The 16,815-nt window shown below is 62.0% G+C and carries 14 protein-coding genes and 1 tRNA gene; 1 reads left to right on the forward strand and 14 read right to left on the reverse strand.

From position 1 onward, the window contains the following. Positions 1-330: 330 nt before the first annotated feature. The 14 genes from ACODSK_RS11615 to ACODSK_RS11680 form a co-directional block, all read right to left on the reverse strand. Positions 331-594, reverse strand: a complete 264-nt coding sequence (locus ACODSK_RS11615; protein ID WP_489016110.1) for a PAAR domain-containing protein — start codon at positions 592-594, stop codon at positions 331-333. 15 nt (positions 595-609) lie between these two features. Then, entirely contained in the window at positions 610-1,773 is a 1,164-nt protein-coding gene (locus tag ACODSK_RS11620; protein WP_489016112.1) for a type VI immunity family protein, read from the reverse strand. Positions 1,774-1,837: 64 nt separating this feature from the next. Beyond that, positions 1,838-3,016, reverse strand: a complete 1,179-nt coding sequence (locus ACODSK_RS11625) for a type VI immunity family protein (RefSeq protein ID WP_489016114.1) — start codon at positions 3,014-3,016, stop codon at positions 1,838-1,840. Next, the gene (locus tag ACODSK_RS11630; protein ID WP_489016115.1) at positions 3,013-4,338 is read right to left on the reverse strand and encodes a VRR-NUC domain-containing protein; all 1,326 of its coding nucleotides are present in this window, start codon (positions 4,336-4,338) and stop codon (positions 3,013-3,015) included. Before ACODSK_RS11630 ends, ACODSK_RS11625 begins: the two co-directional genes overlap by 4 nt. Positions 4,339-4,341: 3 nt before the next feature. Continuing rightward, positions 4,342-6,939 carry a type VI secretion system Vgr family protein gene (locus ACODSK_RS11635; protein ID WP_489016116.1) on the reverse strand — a complete coding sequence of 866 codons (2,598 nt, stop codon included), beginning with the start codon at positions 6,937-6,939 and terminating at the stop codon, positions 4,342-4,344. Positions 6,940-6,986: 47 nt separating this feature from the next. Next, complete coding sequence (tssF, locus tag ACODSK_RS11640; protein ID WP_489016117.1) at positions 6,987-8,750, reverse strand: type VI secretion system baseplate subunit TssF; 1,764 nt, start codon at positions 8,748-8,750, stop codon at positions 6,987-6,989. Between the two features lie 253 nt (positions 8,751-9,003). Continuing rightward, positions 9,004-10,104, reverse strand: coding sequence for a redox-regulated ATPase YchF (ychF, locus tag ACODSK_RS11645; protein WP_476745953.1), 1,101 nt, complete (start codon positions 10,102-10,104; stop codon positions 9,004-9,006). A gap of 21 nt (positions 10,105-10,125) precedes the next feature. Then, positions 10,126-10,710 carry an aminoacyl-tRNA hydrolase gene (pth, locus tag ACODSK_RS11650; protein ID WP_476745954.1) on the reverse strand — a complete coding sequence of 195 codons (585 nt, stop codon included), beginning with the start codon at positions 10,708-10,710 and terminating at the stop codon, positions 10,126-10,128. Positions 10,711-10,786: 76 nt separating this feature from the next. Beyond that, positions 10,787-11,380, reverse strand: coding sequence for a 50S ribosomal protein L25/general stress protein Ctc (locus ACODSK_RS11655; protein ID WP_489016119.1), 594 nt, complete (start codon positions 11,378-11,380; stop codon positions 10,787-10,789). 138 nt (positions 11,381-11,518) lie between these two features. Continuing rightward, entirely contained in the window at positions 11,519-12,460 is a 942-nt protein-coding gene (locus ACODSK_RS11660) for a ribose-phosphate pyrophosphokinase (protein WP_009405962.1), read from the reverse strand. 48 nt (positions 12,461-12,508) lie between these two features. Next, a tRNA-Gln gene (locus ACODSK_RS11665) sits at positions 12,509-12,583 on the reverse strand. Positions 12,584-12,617: 34 nt separating this feature from the next. Continuing rightward, positions 12,618-13,466, reverse strand: coding sequence for a 4-(cytidine 5'-diphospho)-2-C-methyl-D-erythritol kinase (gene ispE, locus ACODSK_RS11670; protein ID WP_489016121.1), 849 nt, complete (start codon positions 13,464-13,466; stop codon positions 12,618-12,620). Between the two features lies 1 nt (position 13,467). Then, positions 13,468-14,085 (reverse strand): lipoprotein insertase outer membrane protein LolB, encoded by a 618-nt coding sequence (lolB, locus tag ACODSK_RS11675; RefSeq protein WP_489016123.1) that lies wholly within the window; start codon positions 14,083-14,085, stop codon positions 13,468-13,470. A gap of 4 nt (positions 14,086-14,089) precedes the next feature. Further along, positions 14,090-15,823 (reverse strand): tetratricopeptide repeat protein, encoded by a 1,734-nt coding sequence (locus ACODSK_RS11680; RefSeq protein WP_489016124.1) that lies wholly within the window; start codon positions 15,821-15,823, stop codon positions 14,090-14,092. Between the two features lie 230 nt (positions 15,824-16,053). Here ACODSK_RS11680 and ACODSK_RS11685 point away from each other — a divergent pair, with 230 nt between their 5' ends. Further along, positions 16,054-16,812, forward strand: a complete 759-nt coding sequence (locus ACODSK_RS11685; protein WP_489016125.1) for a 5'-methylthioadenosine/adenosylhomocysteine nucleosidase — start codon at positions 16,054-16,056, stop codon at positions 16,810-16,812. Positions 16,813-16,815 lie beyond the last annotated feature (3 nt).

The raw sequence follows: 16,815 nt of genomic DNA on the forward strand, positions 1-16,815 counted from the left end.
CCCTCGCTACACTGGAAGCGGTGGAGGGTTTTTCTGCCCAGCCATTCTTCCTCCAGGCATTGCACCCCCGACTCAGCGGCCAGTTTGTTGAGCTTGCTCCAGTACTCTTCTGGAATGCACTGCTGGCATTTGAGTTTCTGACCAGGACTGAACGACGTCATGGTTCGTTGGAAAATGTGTCCGCGCTGGCAGCGGAAGCGGTAGCTCTGGTGATGGCCGATCCAGGTGTCATCCAGGCAGTCGATACCTTGGCGCTCGGCAGCCTGGCGCAGGTGGGGCAGGCGATCGAGGACGGGATGCGGGACATGACGCTTCGTCGCTGGTGGCAACCTATCCATCGACCCGCCCCCTGCTGGCACTGGCGATCAGCCGGGCACCGCAACTGGTCGGCATGCTGCTCAAGGCAACTGGAATACCGTTGATCTTGTAGCGCGCGCTACCTTCCTCGATAACGAAGACCCCGTTGCACTGGGGGCAGGACACCTGATGGCCGACGCCGGCGATGGGGCTGCCGTTCAGGTTGGTATGGGCAAAGCCTTCGAGTACCGTGCCGCCATGGTCGGTACCGTCGCCCTTGCGGATGATTTCAAGCATGGGTTGTTCCTTGTATCAGTGGGTCTCGACCAGGCGCCAGGTGACGGCATGGCCATCCACCTCCGGCAGAGGTTCGGCGTGCCGGAAGCTGTGTTGTCCCTGGTCGGGTCGTTGCTCGCAGATCCACAGGCCCGGCCATGGGCACGGCAGGCCTGAGGGCATGCGCAGGTAGCGGTGGTCGGCGGAGGTGTCGATGTAGGCGCGGACTTCCTGCGGTGTGTCGAAACGGCGTAGCCAGAGGTTGCTGGTCACCCGGTTGAGCTGGACCTCGCCCTCGAAGGTGCCGTAGTGCAGCGAACCGATGTCCTGCACGCGCAGGGGGCGGAGGGCGTCATTGACCTTTACGTAGAGCTCGGGACGCGGGTCTGTCCCGGCCTTGCCCAGGGCAGGCCAGTCGCCGGCGCGGATGACCGTGCCCCATTCGTAGGGGAGGAGGGCGATGCGTGGGTCGTCGAGTTTGGCTTGCAGTTCTTCAGGAGTGCCGAGGGTGGCGAGCCAGTGGTGGGCGATGAAGGTGTACCAGTTGAGGTTGACGTAACCGTCGCGCCATCTTTTGTTTCCTGATGGTGGGCATAGGTCTATGCCTCTGTAGGACCAGACTGTCTCATGGCCATGGGTCTGATAGTTCTCCCAGTCGTGACAGTCCTGTATGCCCAGCCCAGCTGCTCCATGGAAGGGACGGAGCAAGGTGCAGCACTTCAGTAGGAAGGACTCGAATCTGGATTTTCCTTCACCGCGAAGCTCATCAACAGGCAAGTAGATTTTGACTGTGCTGACTCTTTTATGTACTTGTTCGTACCAACCTGCTGGGGAGTAAACTGAAAATCCATAGTTGCTGGCATGTTTAAGGCTGAGTGTGGACATGCACTTGAACTCGATGACATCCATAGGGTCAGAACTGGCTATGTGATATTGATAATCATCGAAACTCATTTTTGATAAGGGGCGTACTGTCATTCCCTTGTCTGCGCGATATCCGCCTTTGATCTTGTCTCCATACAAACTCTTGTATAGCGAGAACGCCTCGGCGATACCTTTCCGTCGGGCAGGAAAATAGGCATCCACCAAACTGAAAATGGCGACGATCCCGACCTGTTGCACGGGGAGGTCGTGATCATTTTCATCAACGTAGGTAAAGTGCCAGCGTTCGGCGTCGAACTCTGTGAAGAAGTCAGTCATTGGTCTGCTCCGAGGTATCGGCCAGCGTATATAAAGTCGCTCCATGCCGTTTGATCAGGTTCATTCAAAAATACTTGACCTGGTGCCACGTCACCCGCTGTCCGTTAACTTCCGGCAGGATCACGTTATGTTGGAAAGTCTGTCGCCCTGGGGACGGATCTTCTTCGCATATCCAGATACCCGGCCATGGACAGGGTGTGCCCGAGGTGACGCGCTTGACGTAACGTTTGCTGGTCTTGACCTTGCCGTCGGCGTCGATGACTTCGCGGATTTGCTCGGGCGTGTCGAAACGACGAAGCCAGAGGTTGCTTGTGAGCGGGTTGAAGCGGACCTCCCCGGCGATCGAGCCATAGTGCAGCGAGCCGATGTCCTGCACGCGCAGGTTGCGGATGACATCATTGACCCTCACGTACAGCTCCGGCTGTGGATCCACCTGCGCCTTGCCCAGTGCAGGCCAGTCGCCTGCCCGGATGGCAGTGCCCCACTCATAGGGGAGCACTGCGATACGTGGGTCACCCAGTTTGGCCTGCAATTCTTCGGTAGAACCTAGGTATTCAATCCAGTGGTGGGCGAGGAAGGTGTACCAGTTCAGGTTGGAGTAACCCTCCCGCCACTCTTCATTTCCAGTAGGAATACAGACGTCGATGCCCCTGTAGGACCAAGCCGTTTCATATTCAAGAGTCTGGTAATCTTCCCAGTTTTGGCATTGCTGTATTCCCAGTCCTGCGGCGCCGTGAAGAGGACGAAGAAGAGAACAGCATTTTAAGAGTAGATTTTCAAAGCGCTCTTTCCCCTCTCCTTGTAGTTCTTCTACAGGAAGGTAAATTCGTACTGTAGTAAATGTCTTATGGGTTTTTTCAAACCATCCAGCTGGGGAATATACTCCAAATAAATAATCGCTGGGGTGATGAAGGCTGAGTCGAGACATGCAGTCGAACTCGACAACACTCATTGGGCTGCTTTTGATTATGTAATCTTGATAATCGTCGAAGCCCATTTTTGAAAAAGGACGAACGATCATGCCTTTATCCTCACGATATCCTCCCTTGAGCTTGTCGCCATAGAGTTCGTAATACAAGGAGAAGGCTTCCGCAATACCTTTTCGACGCGTAGGAAGATAGGCGTCAATCAGATGAAAGATGGCCACGACTCCAACTTGTTGAACTGGCAGGGTTTGATCTGCTTCGTCTACGAAGGTGAAGTGCCAGCGTTCGGCGTCGAACTCGGCAAAGAAGTCGGTCACTGGATATCCTCCGGGGCATCTGGCCAGAACAGATAAAGTTGTTCCGTACGAGGTTGATGAAGTTGAGTGGCTTCCCACTCCTGATAGGCTCGCCATTGGCGTTGCTGCTCAGGTGAAAGCACAGGCGCGGAACTTCCGTCTTCGGATTTGGCGAAGGCCAGCGAGGCGCCCGCCGCGCTGGCGCCGCTACCCAGCCGGGCCCAGTCGAGAAGGCGTGCGTAACGGACTAACTGCGGGCCTGCCCGAGCAGTGAGAACTGCCCCCTTGACCGCTGCAGTACCTGTTGCGGCGCTTGAGCCCGGCAATAAGGCAGCGGCGCCAAGAGCTAGGAAGGGGCCTGCCAGCAACAGCTCCATCTGGGCGCGTGATCGTGCCGCCTGGGCATTGGCTTCCCGCATATCGGGCAGGGCGCTCATGGTAGGGGTGCCAGGCGGTGGGAGCTGGACCTCCAGGTGTCGCCGGGCGGCCAGGTGCTCGGCATCGATCAGGCCTACGATCAGGCCGTGAGGATCGGCAGAAGCACGCAGGGGGCGTGACAGGACCTGTGATACGGGTTTGTAGACCGGTTCGTTCTGTGCCTCGGTCATCCACCTGCGTCGTTGACGTTTATCCGCCTTGTCGCATCGATCCGTGTGGAGTAGTCGAAACTTGTCGGAGTGGCCAGCTATTCGCTGGTAAGCCTTCTTCTGGTCCTTGGATAAAGAATCATTCCCAAACTTCATCTCAATCACACTGGCCAGATTGGCCTGACTGTATTGGCCTTCACCCCCACTTGTATGGTCGATGACCCTGACCACATCAGGAATCCGCAAAAGCCCCTTTTGCCCTCCCTGAACATCCTGCCAAATCCCGCCTTCGGTATTCGAAGGCAGCGGAACCCCGATCATCCGCTCCAGCTCCTTCAACCCCAGCAGTTCATCCACCACCTCCACACTGCTGTACCCCGGCGTGTGAACACTGCTGATGCGCTTGTACTGTGACAGCGGAAAGGAACTGGGCCGGTGCGGATGCTTGCGGCTCATGATCGGCGCGGGTGGTGACTGGCTCATGTCGTAGCCCACTTCGGCGCAGTACGGCCAGCGGTACTCGAACATCTCGTTGTCCGCCCGTACCAGCAGCGCGACGGTGCGCTGGTACATGGGCGCTTCGTCGCCGCTGCGGCGGTACGGATTGGCCTTGGCGTAGCGGGCCTTTTCGCACAGGTACCAGAGGTCCAGGGGATTGGTCACAGGCAGTACCTGGCCCGAAACATCCGTCCGGGTGCTGCCGCGCGCGATGCCTGAGGGGTTCTTGTTTCCGACCTTGGGGGCATTGGAAGTCATGGTTCAGTTGTTCTCCTGGGTGGCGTCGCGAAGGAAGTCCAGTGCATGGTCGGCGTCGCCGTTCCAGTAGCTGGCATTCAGTTGCAGCAGGTCGTCCGGGTCGGTGATGGGCGTGACTTCCAGCGCCTCCTCGCGGTCGCTGGTGACCGTCTGGGTACGGCCCTGCTCGTCGGTGCGCCCGCGCAGGATGTCGCCACTGGCGCGGACGATTTCGTAGGCATGGTCCGGCAGTGGCTGCTGGCTGCCGGCATCGCGCAGGACGAAGTACTCCTGGAAGTCCCCCGGCAATCCGGGGAACTGGCCGAGGGTAGGGACCATGGTGGCGGGGCCGAGCATGTTGTGGTCCGTCGCCTTGACGGTGAAGGTGCCGGGCATGCCGATCTCGATGTTGCCGCCGGCCATGCGGATGTAGGCGCCGCCGCACATCAGGGTGAGGTGCTCCTCGGCGGACAGGCTGATGTGATGCCGGTTGGCGCTGATCTCCACGCTGCTGTCGGCTTCGACACGGATGTCGTTGCGCTGGGCCTGCAACAGCAACTGGCCGGTGTGGGTGATATGGCGCATGTCGCCATGGCGGACGAAGGTGCCCAGGCCGTTGCCGGCATTGACCACCACCTGTTCGCCTGCGGTCAGTTGCACGTTGCCCTGGGCGGCGCCGTCCAGATGCTTGCCTGCGCCGAGGGTGATGGAGGCGGGGGTGCCGGCGGCGATACCGGCCGGGGCGGAAAAGGCCATGACCGGTTCGCTCCCGGCGCCGGTGCCCCTGGCCTGGTCGTTGGCAGCATGGCCGAGGTCGCGCACCGCGTCGGTGAGTTGCTGGCGTGGCTGTTCGTCGTGGGCCATGCCGTGATGTTCGCCGGCATAGTTGCCGAGGCTGCGGGCCAGGTGCAGCGCCGCCTCCAGGGTGGCGACTATCTGTTCACGGTCGAGCTGGCCACCCTCGGCGCCGGTGCGCGCCTCGGTGCTCAACAGCAGGCCCTGGGCGGCACGCAAGGCGCCGTGCAGGTCGGTGCGCAGTTCGAAGCCTTCGCCGCGTGGCTTGCCGCCGTCCGGGCGCGGGTGGGTGAGGTAGCCCAGGTGCAGGTGGCTGGCGCCGTGGTCGTTCATCAACGCCGCGCTGATTTGCTGCAGGGTGTCGTCGAAGCGCAGTTCGCTGGCGCGGTTGCCCTTGTGCTCCTTGCTCTTGAGCGTGGAGAGGCTCTGGTGGTCGGGCAGTTTGTACGGGGTCGGGTTGGTGATCCGGTACAGGCGATTGGTGATCACGGGCTGGTCGCAATCCCCGTCGAGGAAGTCGACGATGACCTCCTGGCCGACCCGGGGCAGGGCGACATGGCCCCAGCGTGTGCCGGCCCAGGCGTGGGCCGGGCGAATCCAGCAGGAGCTGTGGCTATCGTTGCGGCCCTGGCGGTCCCAGGGAAACTGCACGCGTACGCGGCCGTGTTCGTCGACGTGGATTTCTTCGCCGGGCGGCCCGACCACCGTGGCCACCTGCGGCCCGGGAACAAGCGGACGCGGGCGCGGCGCCGGCCTCCATTCGACGCGGTCGGGAATGATCTCGGCGATGTAGCTGTAGTGGGTGCCCTGTCGGGCGTCGGCGCTTTCTTCCACCAGGCTGGTGTACTGGCGACCGCTGTGCTGGATGTGCACGGGGCGCCAGCCATGGTTCCACTGTCGGCGCGGATGACCGGTTAGATCGAAGGCCACGCCAGGCACAAGCCGCGGGTCGTCGCCCTCGACCACGGCCAGTTGCGCATCGCGACGCAGGCCGCGCAGGCGGTCGCGGGTGAAGGGCACGCCGGCGCTCTCCTGCTTGTAGCGACCGGGGTAGTCATAGCGCTCGTAATGCGGCACCTGGTGGCCACCGTCGTCGCCCAGGGCGCTGTATTCCTGCTGCGAGCGCGGGTGCTTGAAGCTGTAGTCACGCTGGGTCTGCTGACCGGTGCGCACATGCTCGCCGTAGGTGAAGCGGCGCAGGCATGGCCCTGCCGGGTCGCCGCCGGGCCTGGGCAGGTAGTGCACCGGCCCGCCGTCGATAGCGCCGTGGATGTACAGGCAGTCGCCAAGGACCAGGCGGCTGCCTTCGGCGTCATGGGCGAAACGGTGGAAGATGCCTTCCTCGGCAGCCAGGCGCAGGATGAAACTCAGGTTGGTTTCGCCGGCCTGGACGCAGTATTCACGGGGTTGGTGGGGTTCGGTGAGGAGCTGGTCATCGGCGGCGATGCCGTGTTCGGACAGCAGCATCCTGAGAATCTGCGGCGCGCTGTGCAACTGGAAGATGCGCCAGTCCGAGGACAGTTCCAGGCGCGCCAGGAGCGGTTCGACCACGGCCCGGTAGCGGGTCCGGTTGAAGCCGGTTTCGCCCTGGAAGAACGAGCTGACGCGGCCACTGAGATAGCGCACCGGCCGTTCGTCCTGCCAGATGATGAAGCGGGCGGCCTGGTCGACGACCTGGGCGAAATCGATGTCCGGGGTGCGGCTGGCCAGTTCGATCTCCAGGCGGAACGTTTCGGACAGCGCTTCGTCGAGGGTGAATTCGACCACCTCGAAGTCTTCTGCTTCGCTCACTGAAAAGGTGAAGCGCATGTTGGCCTGATGACTCATCGATACGTCCTCTGTCGCGTTGTATTCGGGGGCAAGGTGCGGCGGCCTCACATCAAGGGTTGTGTTCCCAGGCGAAGGGGCCATTGGTAGGGCGTCTGGCCTGGAGCCGTGGCGATGGAGAGGACGTGAAACGACTGGGTCGTGCAGAACACCGACAGCGCATGGCTGAGCACGCTGAACAGCAGGTGCATCTCGCCTTCGCTCAGGTAGGCGTCCGGATCCAGTTGCAGATGGGTGCTGCTACCGCGTACCGGCAGTTCCCTGAACATGCGCTCCACGGGAGTGGTGCTGATCGAGCGGATGGCCCCCAGCTTGCGCTGTGTCGCCCGGGCCAACTGGATGTTGCTGAGGCCGGGCAGGTCGTAGACACGCAGGAAGGCGATCAGCGCCGGCACACTGGCGAGGGTCAGCTGATGGGGCGAAAGGTTGGAAATCCAGCCCCACTGGCGGTCGCCGCCCAGTTCGGGCAGGTAGGACTGCGTGGGCGTCGTGAGGTTGGTGAACTCCGCCAGGTTGGTCGTGGTATCGACCTGATGGCTGATGTCGCCGGGCTGCAGCGAGGAGGGCAGTTGACCATTGCTGCAGGTCAGGTTCACCCGAGCGATTTCGTCGCTGGCGACATAGGCGCTGCCATCACCGTGGAGAAACGCTATGCGGTGATCCAGGCCGTCAGGCACCAGGCGACTGCTGACGTCGTAGTGATAGAACGCTTCCTCGCGTTCGAGAAGCCGAAAGCCCGCTGCCGAGATCGGGCGCAGGCGTTGCTCGGGTGACAGGCTCGCGCCACTGGTTGCCCGGCGGATGCAGGACACGCCATCGACGCTGAAGATATCCCAGGGCTCGGCGCCGTTTTGCCCGGCGGGTTGCAGCGGGACGTCGACCTTTGGTTCGTCCAGGCTGATGGGTGGGCTGAGGCAGGGGAAGAGGTTGATGGCCGGTGTGCAGAACAGGGACAGATCGCCCGTTTTCACCAAATGGTCCCGGGGCATGGGCGCATTGAAGCGGAACTCGAGGACCGCTTGCTGGCAAGGTTCGGATGGCCACAGATGGCGCAGGCCGGTCACACGGAAGAAGTGGAAGCGGGTCGGGTAGCAGAAGTATTCCTGGAGGATGCGATAGCCATCGAGCTTGCCCGCTGCCTGCGGCAACAGCGCTTCATCGGGGCTGAAGCCGGAGAAGCGCAGGCTGTCGGGGGGCAGGATGCGCTGCCGACCCTGGCTTTCCAGGTGGATCTGTCGCAGCTGACGCCCCAGCCAGCCGTACAGCATCAGGGCGTTTTCATCGCTGCCGCTGAGGTGGAACTCCAGATGGTCGCAGCCCAGTTTGTGCAGGGAGGCACCGGGGGAGGCCGTCAGGGTGATGCGCAGGGTGCTGGAGTCGTTGCTTTGGCTGGTGTCGATGGCTTCGATCGCCAGTGGCAGCAACGTCACCTCGGTGCAGGTGCGAAACTGGCAGCGCACGCCCTTTACCCGGCGCGATTGCACCAGTGTGCCGCGAGGTATGCGCTGGGCAGTGGTGAGGGCGCCGTCCATGGGCCTGAAGCGCATGATGGTCATGCTGGGGGTAGGTTGCAGGCAGGCCGGGTCCCGGGCCATCAGCAGCGGCTGGGTGATCTCCGGCAGGTCATCCTCGATCTTCAGTCGCAGTTTGGCAGTGAGAAACGCACAACCCTCCAGCAGGCGCTCGACATCGGCATCCTTTGCCGAGGTGCCGAGGAACGGCTCCAGGGCGGGATTCCTGCGGGAAAAGACCCGCCCCAGCCGACGCAGATAATCCAGTTCCTCGACGAATTTTTCCTTGAGTGAGGCCATACCGCTCTCCCTTGTGAGCCTAGGGGAGCGATTCTCAGGGGGTAGCAGTACCCGGATAAATCAGATGATTCTGAAAGAGGGTGGCGAAATTTCAGCAGGTGCGACTGGCAAAAAATGCGGGGGAGATGACAGGCGTCTGATTGCTCGATAGAGGGTATCGACTCCGGAAATTCCAGACGCTTACTGAATCACGGGAATAAAAATGCCCCCTTGAGGCGTTCACCTCGAGGGGGCATTTTCTTGAGCGATGGGCTCAGACGTTGAAGCGGAAGTGCATCACATCACCGTCCTTGACGATGTAGTCCTTGCCTTCCAGGCGCCATTTACCGGCTTCCTTGGCTCCGCCTTCGCCCTTGTACTGGATGAAGTCGTCGTAGGCGACCACTTCGGCGCGGATGAAGCCTTTTTCGAAGTCGGTGTGGATCACGCCAGCGGCCTGTGGCGCGGTGGCGCCGACGCGGACGGTCCAGGCGCGGACTTCCTGCACGCCGGCAGTGAAGTAGGTCTGCAGGTTGAGCAGGGCGTAGCCGGCGCGGATCACGCGGTTCAGGCCCGGCTCTTCGAGGCCCAGGGCTTCGAGGAACATGTCCTTCTCTTCGCCTTCGTCGAGCTCGGCGATTTCCGCTTCGATCTTGTTGCACACCGGCACCACCACCGCGCCTTCTTCTTCGGCGATGGCACGGACCACGTCCAGGTGCGGATTGTTGTCGAAGCCGTCTTCGGCAACGTTGGCGATGTACATCACCGGCTTGCTGGTCAGCAGGTGGAAGCCGCGGATCACCGCCTTCTCGTCGTCACCCATGTTCTTCATCAGGCTGCGCGCCGGCTTGCCTTCGGTGAAGTGGGGGATGAGTTTTTCCAGGATGGCTTTCTGCGCCAGGGCATCCTTGTCGCCGCCCTTGGCGTTGCGCGCGACCTTCTGCAGTTGCTTCTCGCAGCTGTCGAGGTCGGCGAAGATCAGTTCCAGGTCGATGATCTCGATGTCGCGCTTGGGGTCGACGCTGTTGGAGACGTGGATCACGTTCTCGTCTTCGAAGCAGCGCACCACGTGGGCGATGGCGTCGGTCTCGCGGATGTTGGCGAGGAACTTGTTGCCCAGGCCTTCACCCTTGGAAGCACCGGCTACCAGGCCGGCGATGTCGACGAATTCCATGGTGGTCGGCAGGATGCGCTGCGGCTTGACGATGGCCGCCAGGGCGTCCAGGCGGGCGTCCGGCATCGGCACGATGCCGCTGTTCGGCTCGATGGTGCAGAAGGGGAAGTTCTCCGCCGCGATACCGGATTTGGTCAAGGCGTTGAACAGGGTGGACTTGCCGACGTTGGGCAGGCCGACGATGCCGCAATTGAATCCCATGGTGAATCCCTCTTCGTGAAGTCAGGCCTTCTGGCTGTGCAGCTCTCTCATCGCACGCGTCCAGTCGCCGGCGAGGATGTCCGGCAGCACGCCGAGGGCAAAATCGATACTGGCGTCGAGCTTGTCCTGCTCGGCGCGCGGCGCCTTGCCCAGGACGAAGTTGGACACCAGCTTGGCATCACCCGGGTGGCCGATGCCAAGCCGCAGACGGTGAAAGTCGTTCTTGTTGCCGAGCTGCGCGATGATGTCGCGCAGGCCGTTGTGCCCGCCATGGCCGCCGCCCTTCTTGAGCTTGGCGACGCCGGGAGGCAGGTCGAGTTCGTCGTGGGCCACCAGGATGGCATCTGGCTCGATGCGGAAGAAATTGGCCAGTGCAGCAACGGCCTGGCCGCTGCGGTTCATGTAGGTGGTGGGGATCAACAGACGAACGTCTTTGCCCTGATGGCTGAATTTTGCCGTCAGGCCGAAATACTTGCGGTCAGCGGTCAGGGAGACGCGCTGGGCGCTGGCGATGCGTTCAACGAAAAGAGCCCCTGCGTTATGCCGGGTCTGTTCGTATTCGGGGCCCGGGTTTCCCAGGCCGACGATCAACTGGATGGCGGTCACGTCAGGGGCTCTTCCTTGGAGTTGGGGGTTGCGGCGTCAGCGCCGCAACCCGGGCAACACCGGCGAACCGAGTGGATTACTCGGCAGCGCCTTCTGCTTCTGGAGCAACGCGCGGAGCGTGGACGTTGGCAACAGCCTTGTCATCACCGTGGGCCAGAGCGACGAACTCTACGCCTTTCGGAGCTTTCAGGTCCGACAGGTGGATGATGGTGCCGATTTCGGCGTTGGCCAGGTCGACTTCGATGAACTCAGGCAGGTCCTTGGCTTCGCAGGAAACTTCGATTTCGTTTTCTACGTGCGAAATCTCGCCACCTTTCTTGACCGGAGCTTCTTCGTTGACGAAGTGAACCGGAACCTTGGCGGTCAGTTTCTGGCCAGCTACGACGCGAACGAAGTCAGCGTGCAGGATGATGCCTTTCGATGGGTGACGCTGCATCGCTTTGACAACGACGTTCTGCTTGGCGCCGTCGACGTTCAGTTCGATAACGTGGCTGAAGGCAGCTTCGTTTTCGAACAGCTTGGCGATTTCCTTGGCCAGGATGGTTACGGATTCAGCGGCTTTGTCGCCACCGTAAACAACGGCAGGGATGCTGAGAGCGTGACGCAGGCGGCGGCTCGCACCTTTCCCCAGGTCAGTACGCGCTTGGGCGTTCAGGATGAAATCAGTCATTTTGAATCTCCAAAATTAGCCGGATCCGAATGGCGTTTGCGACCAACGCCAAAGCGGAAAGGGCAAAAAAGCCCCGCCCCAACAACAGGTGTTGGGGCGGGGCGCTTTACGTCAACGGATGTTCGCGAGGCAGATGCCTTAGCGGAACATCGCGCTGATCGATTCTTCGTTGCTGATGCGGCGGACCGCTTCGGCGACGACCGGTGCGATATCCAGTTGACGGATACGGTCACAGGCTTGTGCTGCGGCGGACAGCGGGATGGTGTTGGTCACCACCAGCTCGTCGAGCACGGAATTCTCGATGTTCTCGATCGCGCGACCGGAGAGTACAGGGTGCGTGCAGTAGGCGTAAACCTTGGCAGCGCCATGTTCTTTCAGGGCCTTGGCCGCGTGGCACAGGGTGCCGGCGGTATCGACCATGTCGTCGACGAGAATGCAGGTGCGACCTTCGACATCACCGATGATGTGCATCACTTCGGAGTGATTGGCCTTCTCGCGGCGTTTGTCGATGATACCCAGGTCGACACCCAGGGACTTGGCGACGGCACGTGCACGCACGACACCACCGATGTCCGGGGAGACGATCATCAGGTTTTCGAAACGCTGGTCTTCGATGTCATCCACCAGAACGGGGGAGCCGTAGATGTTATCTACCGGAATATCGAAGAAACCCTGGATCTGGTCAGCGTGCAGGTCGACGGTGAGAACACGGTCGATACCTACGACGGTGAGCATGTCAGCGACGACTTTGGCGCTGATAGCTACACGCGCCGAACGCGGACGGCGGTCCTGGCGGGCATATCCGAAGTAAGGAATCACGGCGGTGATTCGGGACGCTGAGGAGCGGCGGAAGGCGTCGGCCATCACTACCAGTTCCATCAGATTATCGTTGGTTGGCGCGCAAGTCGGCTGAATGATAAAGACGTCCTTACCGCGGACGTTTTCATTAATCTCAGTGCTGATTTCGCCGTCGGAGAACTTGCCGACAGAAACATCACCCAGTGGGATATGCAGCTGACGTACGACACGCCGAGCCAGATCGGGGTTGGCGTTCCCCGTAAAGACCATCATCTTGGACACGCGCAGTACCTGAAGGCTGAGGGTATACCTGGATGAGTATAAGGAAAATGGCAGGGGCGGCTGGATTCGAACCAACGCATGGCAGGATCAAAACCTGCTGCCTTACCGCTTGGCGACGCCCCTGTATCTGTTGCTGCGAGTACCTGGTACTCGATTCCTAGCGCAGACTTCGTAACTTGCGATGCAACATCGAAACGTTGCTTCCCTTTGCCACGAACCCTGTTTGGGACTCTGCAAGAAGGGCCAAAACTCTATCAGCTTCAGCTTTGTCTGGGAAGGCCCCAAACACACAACTTCCAGTGCCGGTGAGTCTTGCATCAGTGAACTTGCTTAGCAAATTCAAGGAGTTACGTACTTCTGGGTAACTCTGCTCAACTACCGCTTGACAGTCATTTCGACTGTTTCCCTCGGGAACGGGGCGCACTTTAATGGGCTTTGAATTACGTGTCAACAAAGGATGCGAAAAAATTTCCGCCGTACTTACAGACACTTGCGGAACCAGCACGACGTACCAGGGCTCGTGCGGGTCGACCGGCACGAGCTTCTCGCCCACGCCCTCGGCGAAGGCGGCATGGCCGCGGACGAACACCGGAACGTCGGCGCCCAGGCCCAGACCCAGTTCGGCGAGCTGGTCTTCGCTGCAGCGGGTGTTCCACAGGTGATCGAGGGCGAGCAGGGTGGTCGCCGCGTCCGAGCTGCCACCGCCGATGCCGCCGCCCATGGGCAGCACCTTGTCCAGCCAGATATCGGCGCCCAGCGATGTGCCGGTCAGCTGTTGCAGTTTGCGCGCGGCGCGGACGATCAGGTTGCTGTCGTGGGGAACGTCGGCGATCTCGGTGTTCAGGCGGATCTGGCCATCCTCGCGCACGGCGAAGGTCAGTTCATCGCCATGGTCGAGGAACTGGAACAGAGTCTGCAGCTCGTGATAGCCGTCGGCACGACGGCCGAGGATATGCAGCATCAGGTTCAGCTTGGCCGGGGCCGGCAGGGTCAGTTTCTCGCTCATCTCAGTGGCCCAGCTGGCGTGGCTGCCATTCCTTGAGGACCACGGTCACGTCCAGGTTCTGGCCGTGCATCTTGATCCGTTCCGGCAGCCAGTAGCCGTTCTGCTCGGTGTAGCTGGTGTACTCCACCTGCCAGCCATCCTGCTCCAGGCTGGCCAGGCGGCTGTCGCCGTCGAGGGTCAGGCGGCTCTTGCTGTCCGGTGCGGGCAGGCCACGGACCCACCAGACCAGGTGCGAGACCGGCAGCTCCCAGCCCAGTTGCTCGGCCAGCAGGGTTTCCGGGGTCGGTGCTTCGAAGCGGCCCTGGTTGGCGACCTCCAGCACCACCTGGCCGGGACGTCCGGTCAGCCGTGCCGCGCCGCGCCCCAGGGGGCCGGACAGGCGAATGTCGTAGTAATCCTGGCGTTGCAGCCAGAACAGGGTGCCGCTGCCGGAGTCCTTCGGCGCGCGGATGCCGACCTTGCCGTTGATCTGCCAGCCGTCGAGGGTGCTCAACTGCTGTTTATGTTCCTTCCACAGTTGCGGGCTGCCCTGGCCCTGAACGGCTTCTTTCGAACCGAAACCGGCGCAGCCGGCGAGCAGGGCGATCAGGCTGAAGGTAATGACGTGGCGCAAGAACATAGGCTTAAAGGGTCTCGGATCCGGTCAGGCGCAGGACGGTCTTGCGCAGGATAGGGCTGTCGGGCTGGGCTTCGAAGGCTTTGGCCCAGACCTGGCGGGCCTCGCGCTTCTTGCCGTTGGCCCAGAGCACTTCGCCCAGGTGGGCCGCGACTTCGTGATCGGGGAAGCGCTCCAGGGCGCGACGCAGCAGGCGTTCGGCCTCTTCCAGGTTGCCCAGGCGGTAGTTGACCCAGCCGAGGCTGTCGAGCACGGCGGGATCTTCCGGGGTCAGCTGGTGGGCTTTTTCGATCAACTGCTTGGCTTCGGCGTAGCGCGTGGTGCGGTCGGCGAGGGTATAGCCGAGGGCGTTGAGGGCCATGGCGTTTTCCGGCTCGCGGCTGATGATGGCGCGCAGGTCCTTTTCCATCTGTCCCAGGTCGTCGCGCTTTTCGGCGAGCATGGCCCGGGTGTAGAGCAGGTTGAGGTCATCCGGGTATTGCTTGATGGCCTTGTCCAGCACGCGTACTGCCTGCTCTTCCTTGGCGTTGTTGCCAAGGGTCTCGGCTTCGATCAGGTACAGCTGGATCGCATAGTCGGGCTGGCTTTCCCGGGCCTGGTCAAGGCGGCGGATGGCTTCGTCGGTGCGGCCGTTGGCGATGAGGATATCGGCCTGGCGCAACTGGGCCGGCAGGTAGTCGTTGCCGGCGCCGACCTGGGCGTACTCGGCAAGGGCACCCTCTGGATCGTTGCGCTCTTCGTGGATGCGGCCGAGGTTGAGGTGCGCGGCGTCGACATGGCTGTCGCGGTCGATCAGGTCCTGCAGGTAGCCGGTGGCCTCGTCATAGGCCTTGGCTTCGAGGCTGACCAGGGCCAGGGAATAGCGCAGTTCGTCATCGTCCGGGTATTGCTGGAGCAGGCTGGCGAACTCGTTCTTGGCATCGTCGATGCGGTCCTGTTCGACCAGCATGCGCGCGTAGGTCAGGCGCAGGCGCTTGTCGTCCGGGTTGCGGGCGATGCTCTTGCGCAGCAGCGGCAGGGCTTCGCCGCCGCGGTCGAGGCTTTGCAGCAGGCGCGCGCGGAGCAGGATCGGGGCGATTTCGCTGTCCTGCTGTGGTGGATGGGCTTCGAGCAGGGCCAGGGCCTCCTCGGACTTGCCGTCCTGTTGCAGGAGCAGGGCCTTGCCGAATACCAGCTGGCTGTTGTCCGGGTACTTTTGCAGCAGGCGATCGAAGCTCTTCAGCAGGCCGTCGCGGGTGTCCTGGTCGGTCTCCGCGGCAGACAGGGCGAGGAAGTCGAAATGGGTATCGCCCTGGCCCTGGAGCACTTTCTCCATATAGGCCATGGAGTCGTCATAGCGTCCGGCGCGGGCCAGCTGGATGGCTGCTGCGCGCTGGGCGTCGATGTTTTCCGGGTCGTTTTTGGCCCACAGCAGCGAGGTGTCCAGCGCCGACTGATCGGCGCCCAGGTACTCGGCGATACGGAAGGCGCGTTCGGAAATCGCCGCGTCCTGGGTCTTCTCGGCCTGGGCCACGTAGTTGTCCAGGGCGATATCGAAGCGATTGCGCTGCCCGGCCAGCTCCGCGACCAGCAGGCTATAGAGGGTGTCCTGGCTGAACGAGCCATAGACCGTTGGCTCGGTCTTCGCCACGGGGGCGGTGGCCTGCTCGCTGGCAGGCGACGAGGACTCCCCGGTACCCGGCAGGGACTGGCAGCCCTGGAGCAGGGCAAGGGCGAGCAGCAACGCGGAAGATCTATTCATGATGAGGATTTTGAGCGACTGACCTGCGGTCGGGCCATCATGACACAAGCGTCATGGCAAACCCACCCGCGATGAAGGTGTTGGATACCCATATCTCAAGGCATATTTCAAGGCGTACAAGGCCAAGACAACCATACTCGGCAAGGGTTCGATGGCGCTTGGTCGTAGTGGCCCGTTTGCCGGGTTAGAATGCGCGCCCCATCGCTCCCGACGCTATCGAGGCCCGCACCATGACCCTAGGCATAGTCGCCGCACTCCACGAAGAAATCGCCGATCTGCTGGCCGAAATGGCTCCCGGGGCCCAGGTCGAGCACATCGGGATGCGCGACTATCACGTGGGCAGGCTGCATGGCCAGGATTGCGTCGTCGTCCTCGCCCGTATCGGCAAGGTGGCGGCAGCAGCCACCACTGCGGCGCTGATTCATCGGTTCGGGGTCAAGGAAGTGGTCTTCACCGGGGTTGCCGGCGGTCTTGCCCGGGGCATTTCGGTCGGTGACGTGGTCGTTGCCGACTCGCTGATCCAGCACGACATGGACGCCAGCCCGCTCTTCCCGCGTTTCGAGGTGCCGTTGCTCGGGCGCGGCCTGTTCGATGCCGAGTCGGTCCTGCGCGATTCACTGGCACAAGCCGCCCGCGACTGGCTCGCCGAGGAGATGCCCGGCCAGGTCAGCGCCGGCCTGCGCGATGAACTGCACCTGACCACACCGCGCGTCCACGTCGGCCAGATCGCCAGCGGCGACCGCTTCGTCTCCAGCGCCGACGAGGTAACCCGCCTGCGCGACAGACTGCCGCAGGCGCTCGCGGTGGAAATGGAAGGTGCCGCGCTGGCACAGGTATGCCACGAGTACGGCGTGCCCTTCGCCGTGATGCGCACCATTTCCGACGCTGCCGACGACAGCGCCCATGTCGATTTCCCGCGTTTCCTGCGCGATGTCGCCAGTCACTACTCCCACGGCATCCTCCGGCGTTTCCTGATGGCACGCTGCTGATGA

Source organism: Pseudomonas sp. FG98 (genome assembly GCF_057808595.1).

Excerpts from the sequence above, each read along its gene's own strand:
- ACODSK_RS11685 (WP_489016125.1), top strand. The coding sequence starts at position 16,054 with ATGACCCTAGGCATAGTCGCCGCACTCCACGAAGAAATCGCCGATCTG.
- ACODSK_RS11680 (WP_489016124.1), bottom strand. The coding sequence starts at position 15,823 with ATGAATAGATCTTCCGCGTTGCTGCTCGCCCTTGCCCTGCTCCAGGGC.
- ACODSK_RS11630 (WP_489016115.1), bottom strand. The coding sequence starts at position 4,338 with ATGACTTCCAATGCCCCCAAGGTCGGAAACAAGAACCCCTCAGGCATC.
- ACODSK_RS11655 (WP_489016119.1), bottom strand. The coding sequence starts at position 11,380 with ATGACTGATTTCATCCTGAACGCCCAAGCGCGTACTGACCTGGGGAAA.
- lolB (WP_489016123.1), bottom strand. The coding sequence starts at position 14,085 with ATGTTCTTGCGCCACGTCATTACCTTCAGCCTGATCGCCCTGCTCGCC.
- ACODSK_RS11635 (WP_489016116.1), bottom strand. The coding sequence starts at position 6,939 with ATGAGTCATCAGGCCAACATGCGCTTCACCTTTTCAGTGAGCGAAGCA.
- ispE (WP_489016121.1), bottom strand. The coding sequence starts at position 13,466 with ATGAGCGAGAAACTGACCCTGCCGGCCCCGGCCAAGCTGAACCTGATG.
- ACODSK_RS11615 (WP_489016110.1), bottom strand. The coding sequence starts at position 594 with ATGCTTGAAATCATCCGCAAGGGCGACGGTACCGACCATGGCGGCACG.
- tssF (WP_489016117.1), bottom strand. The coding sequence starts at position 8,750 with ATGGCCTCACTCAAGGAAAAATTCGTCGAGGAACTGGATTATCTGCGT.
- ychF (WP_476745953.1), bottom strand. The coding sequence starts at position 10,104 with ATGGGATTCAATTGCGGCATCGTCGGCCTGCCCAACGTCGGCAAGTCC.
- ACODSK_RS11620 (WP_489016112.1), bottom strand. The coding sequence starts at position 1,773 with ATGACTGACTTCTTCACAGAGTTCGACGCCGAACGCTGGCACTTTACC.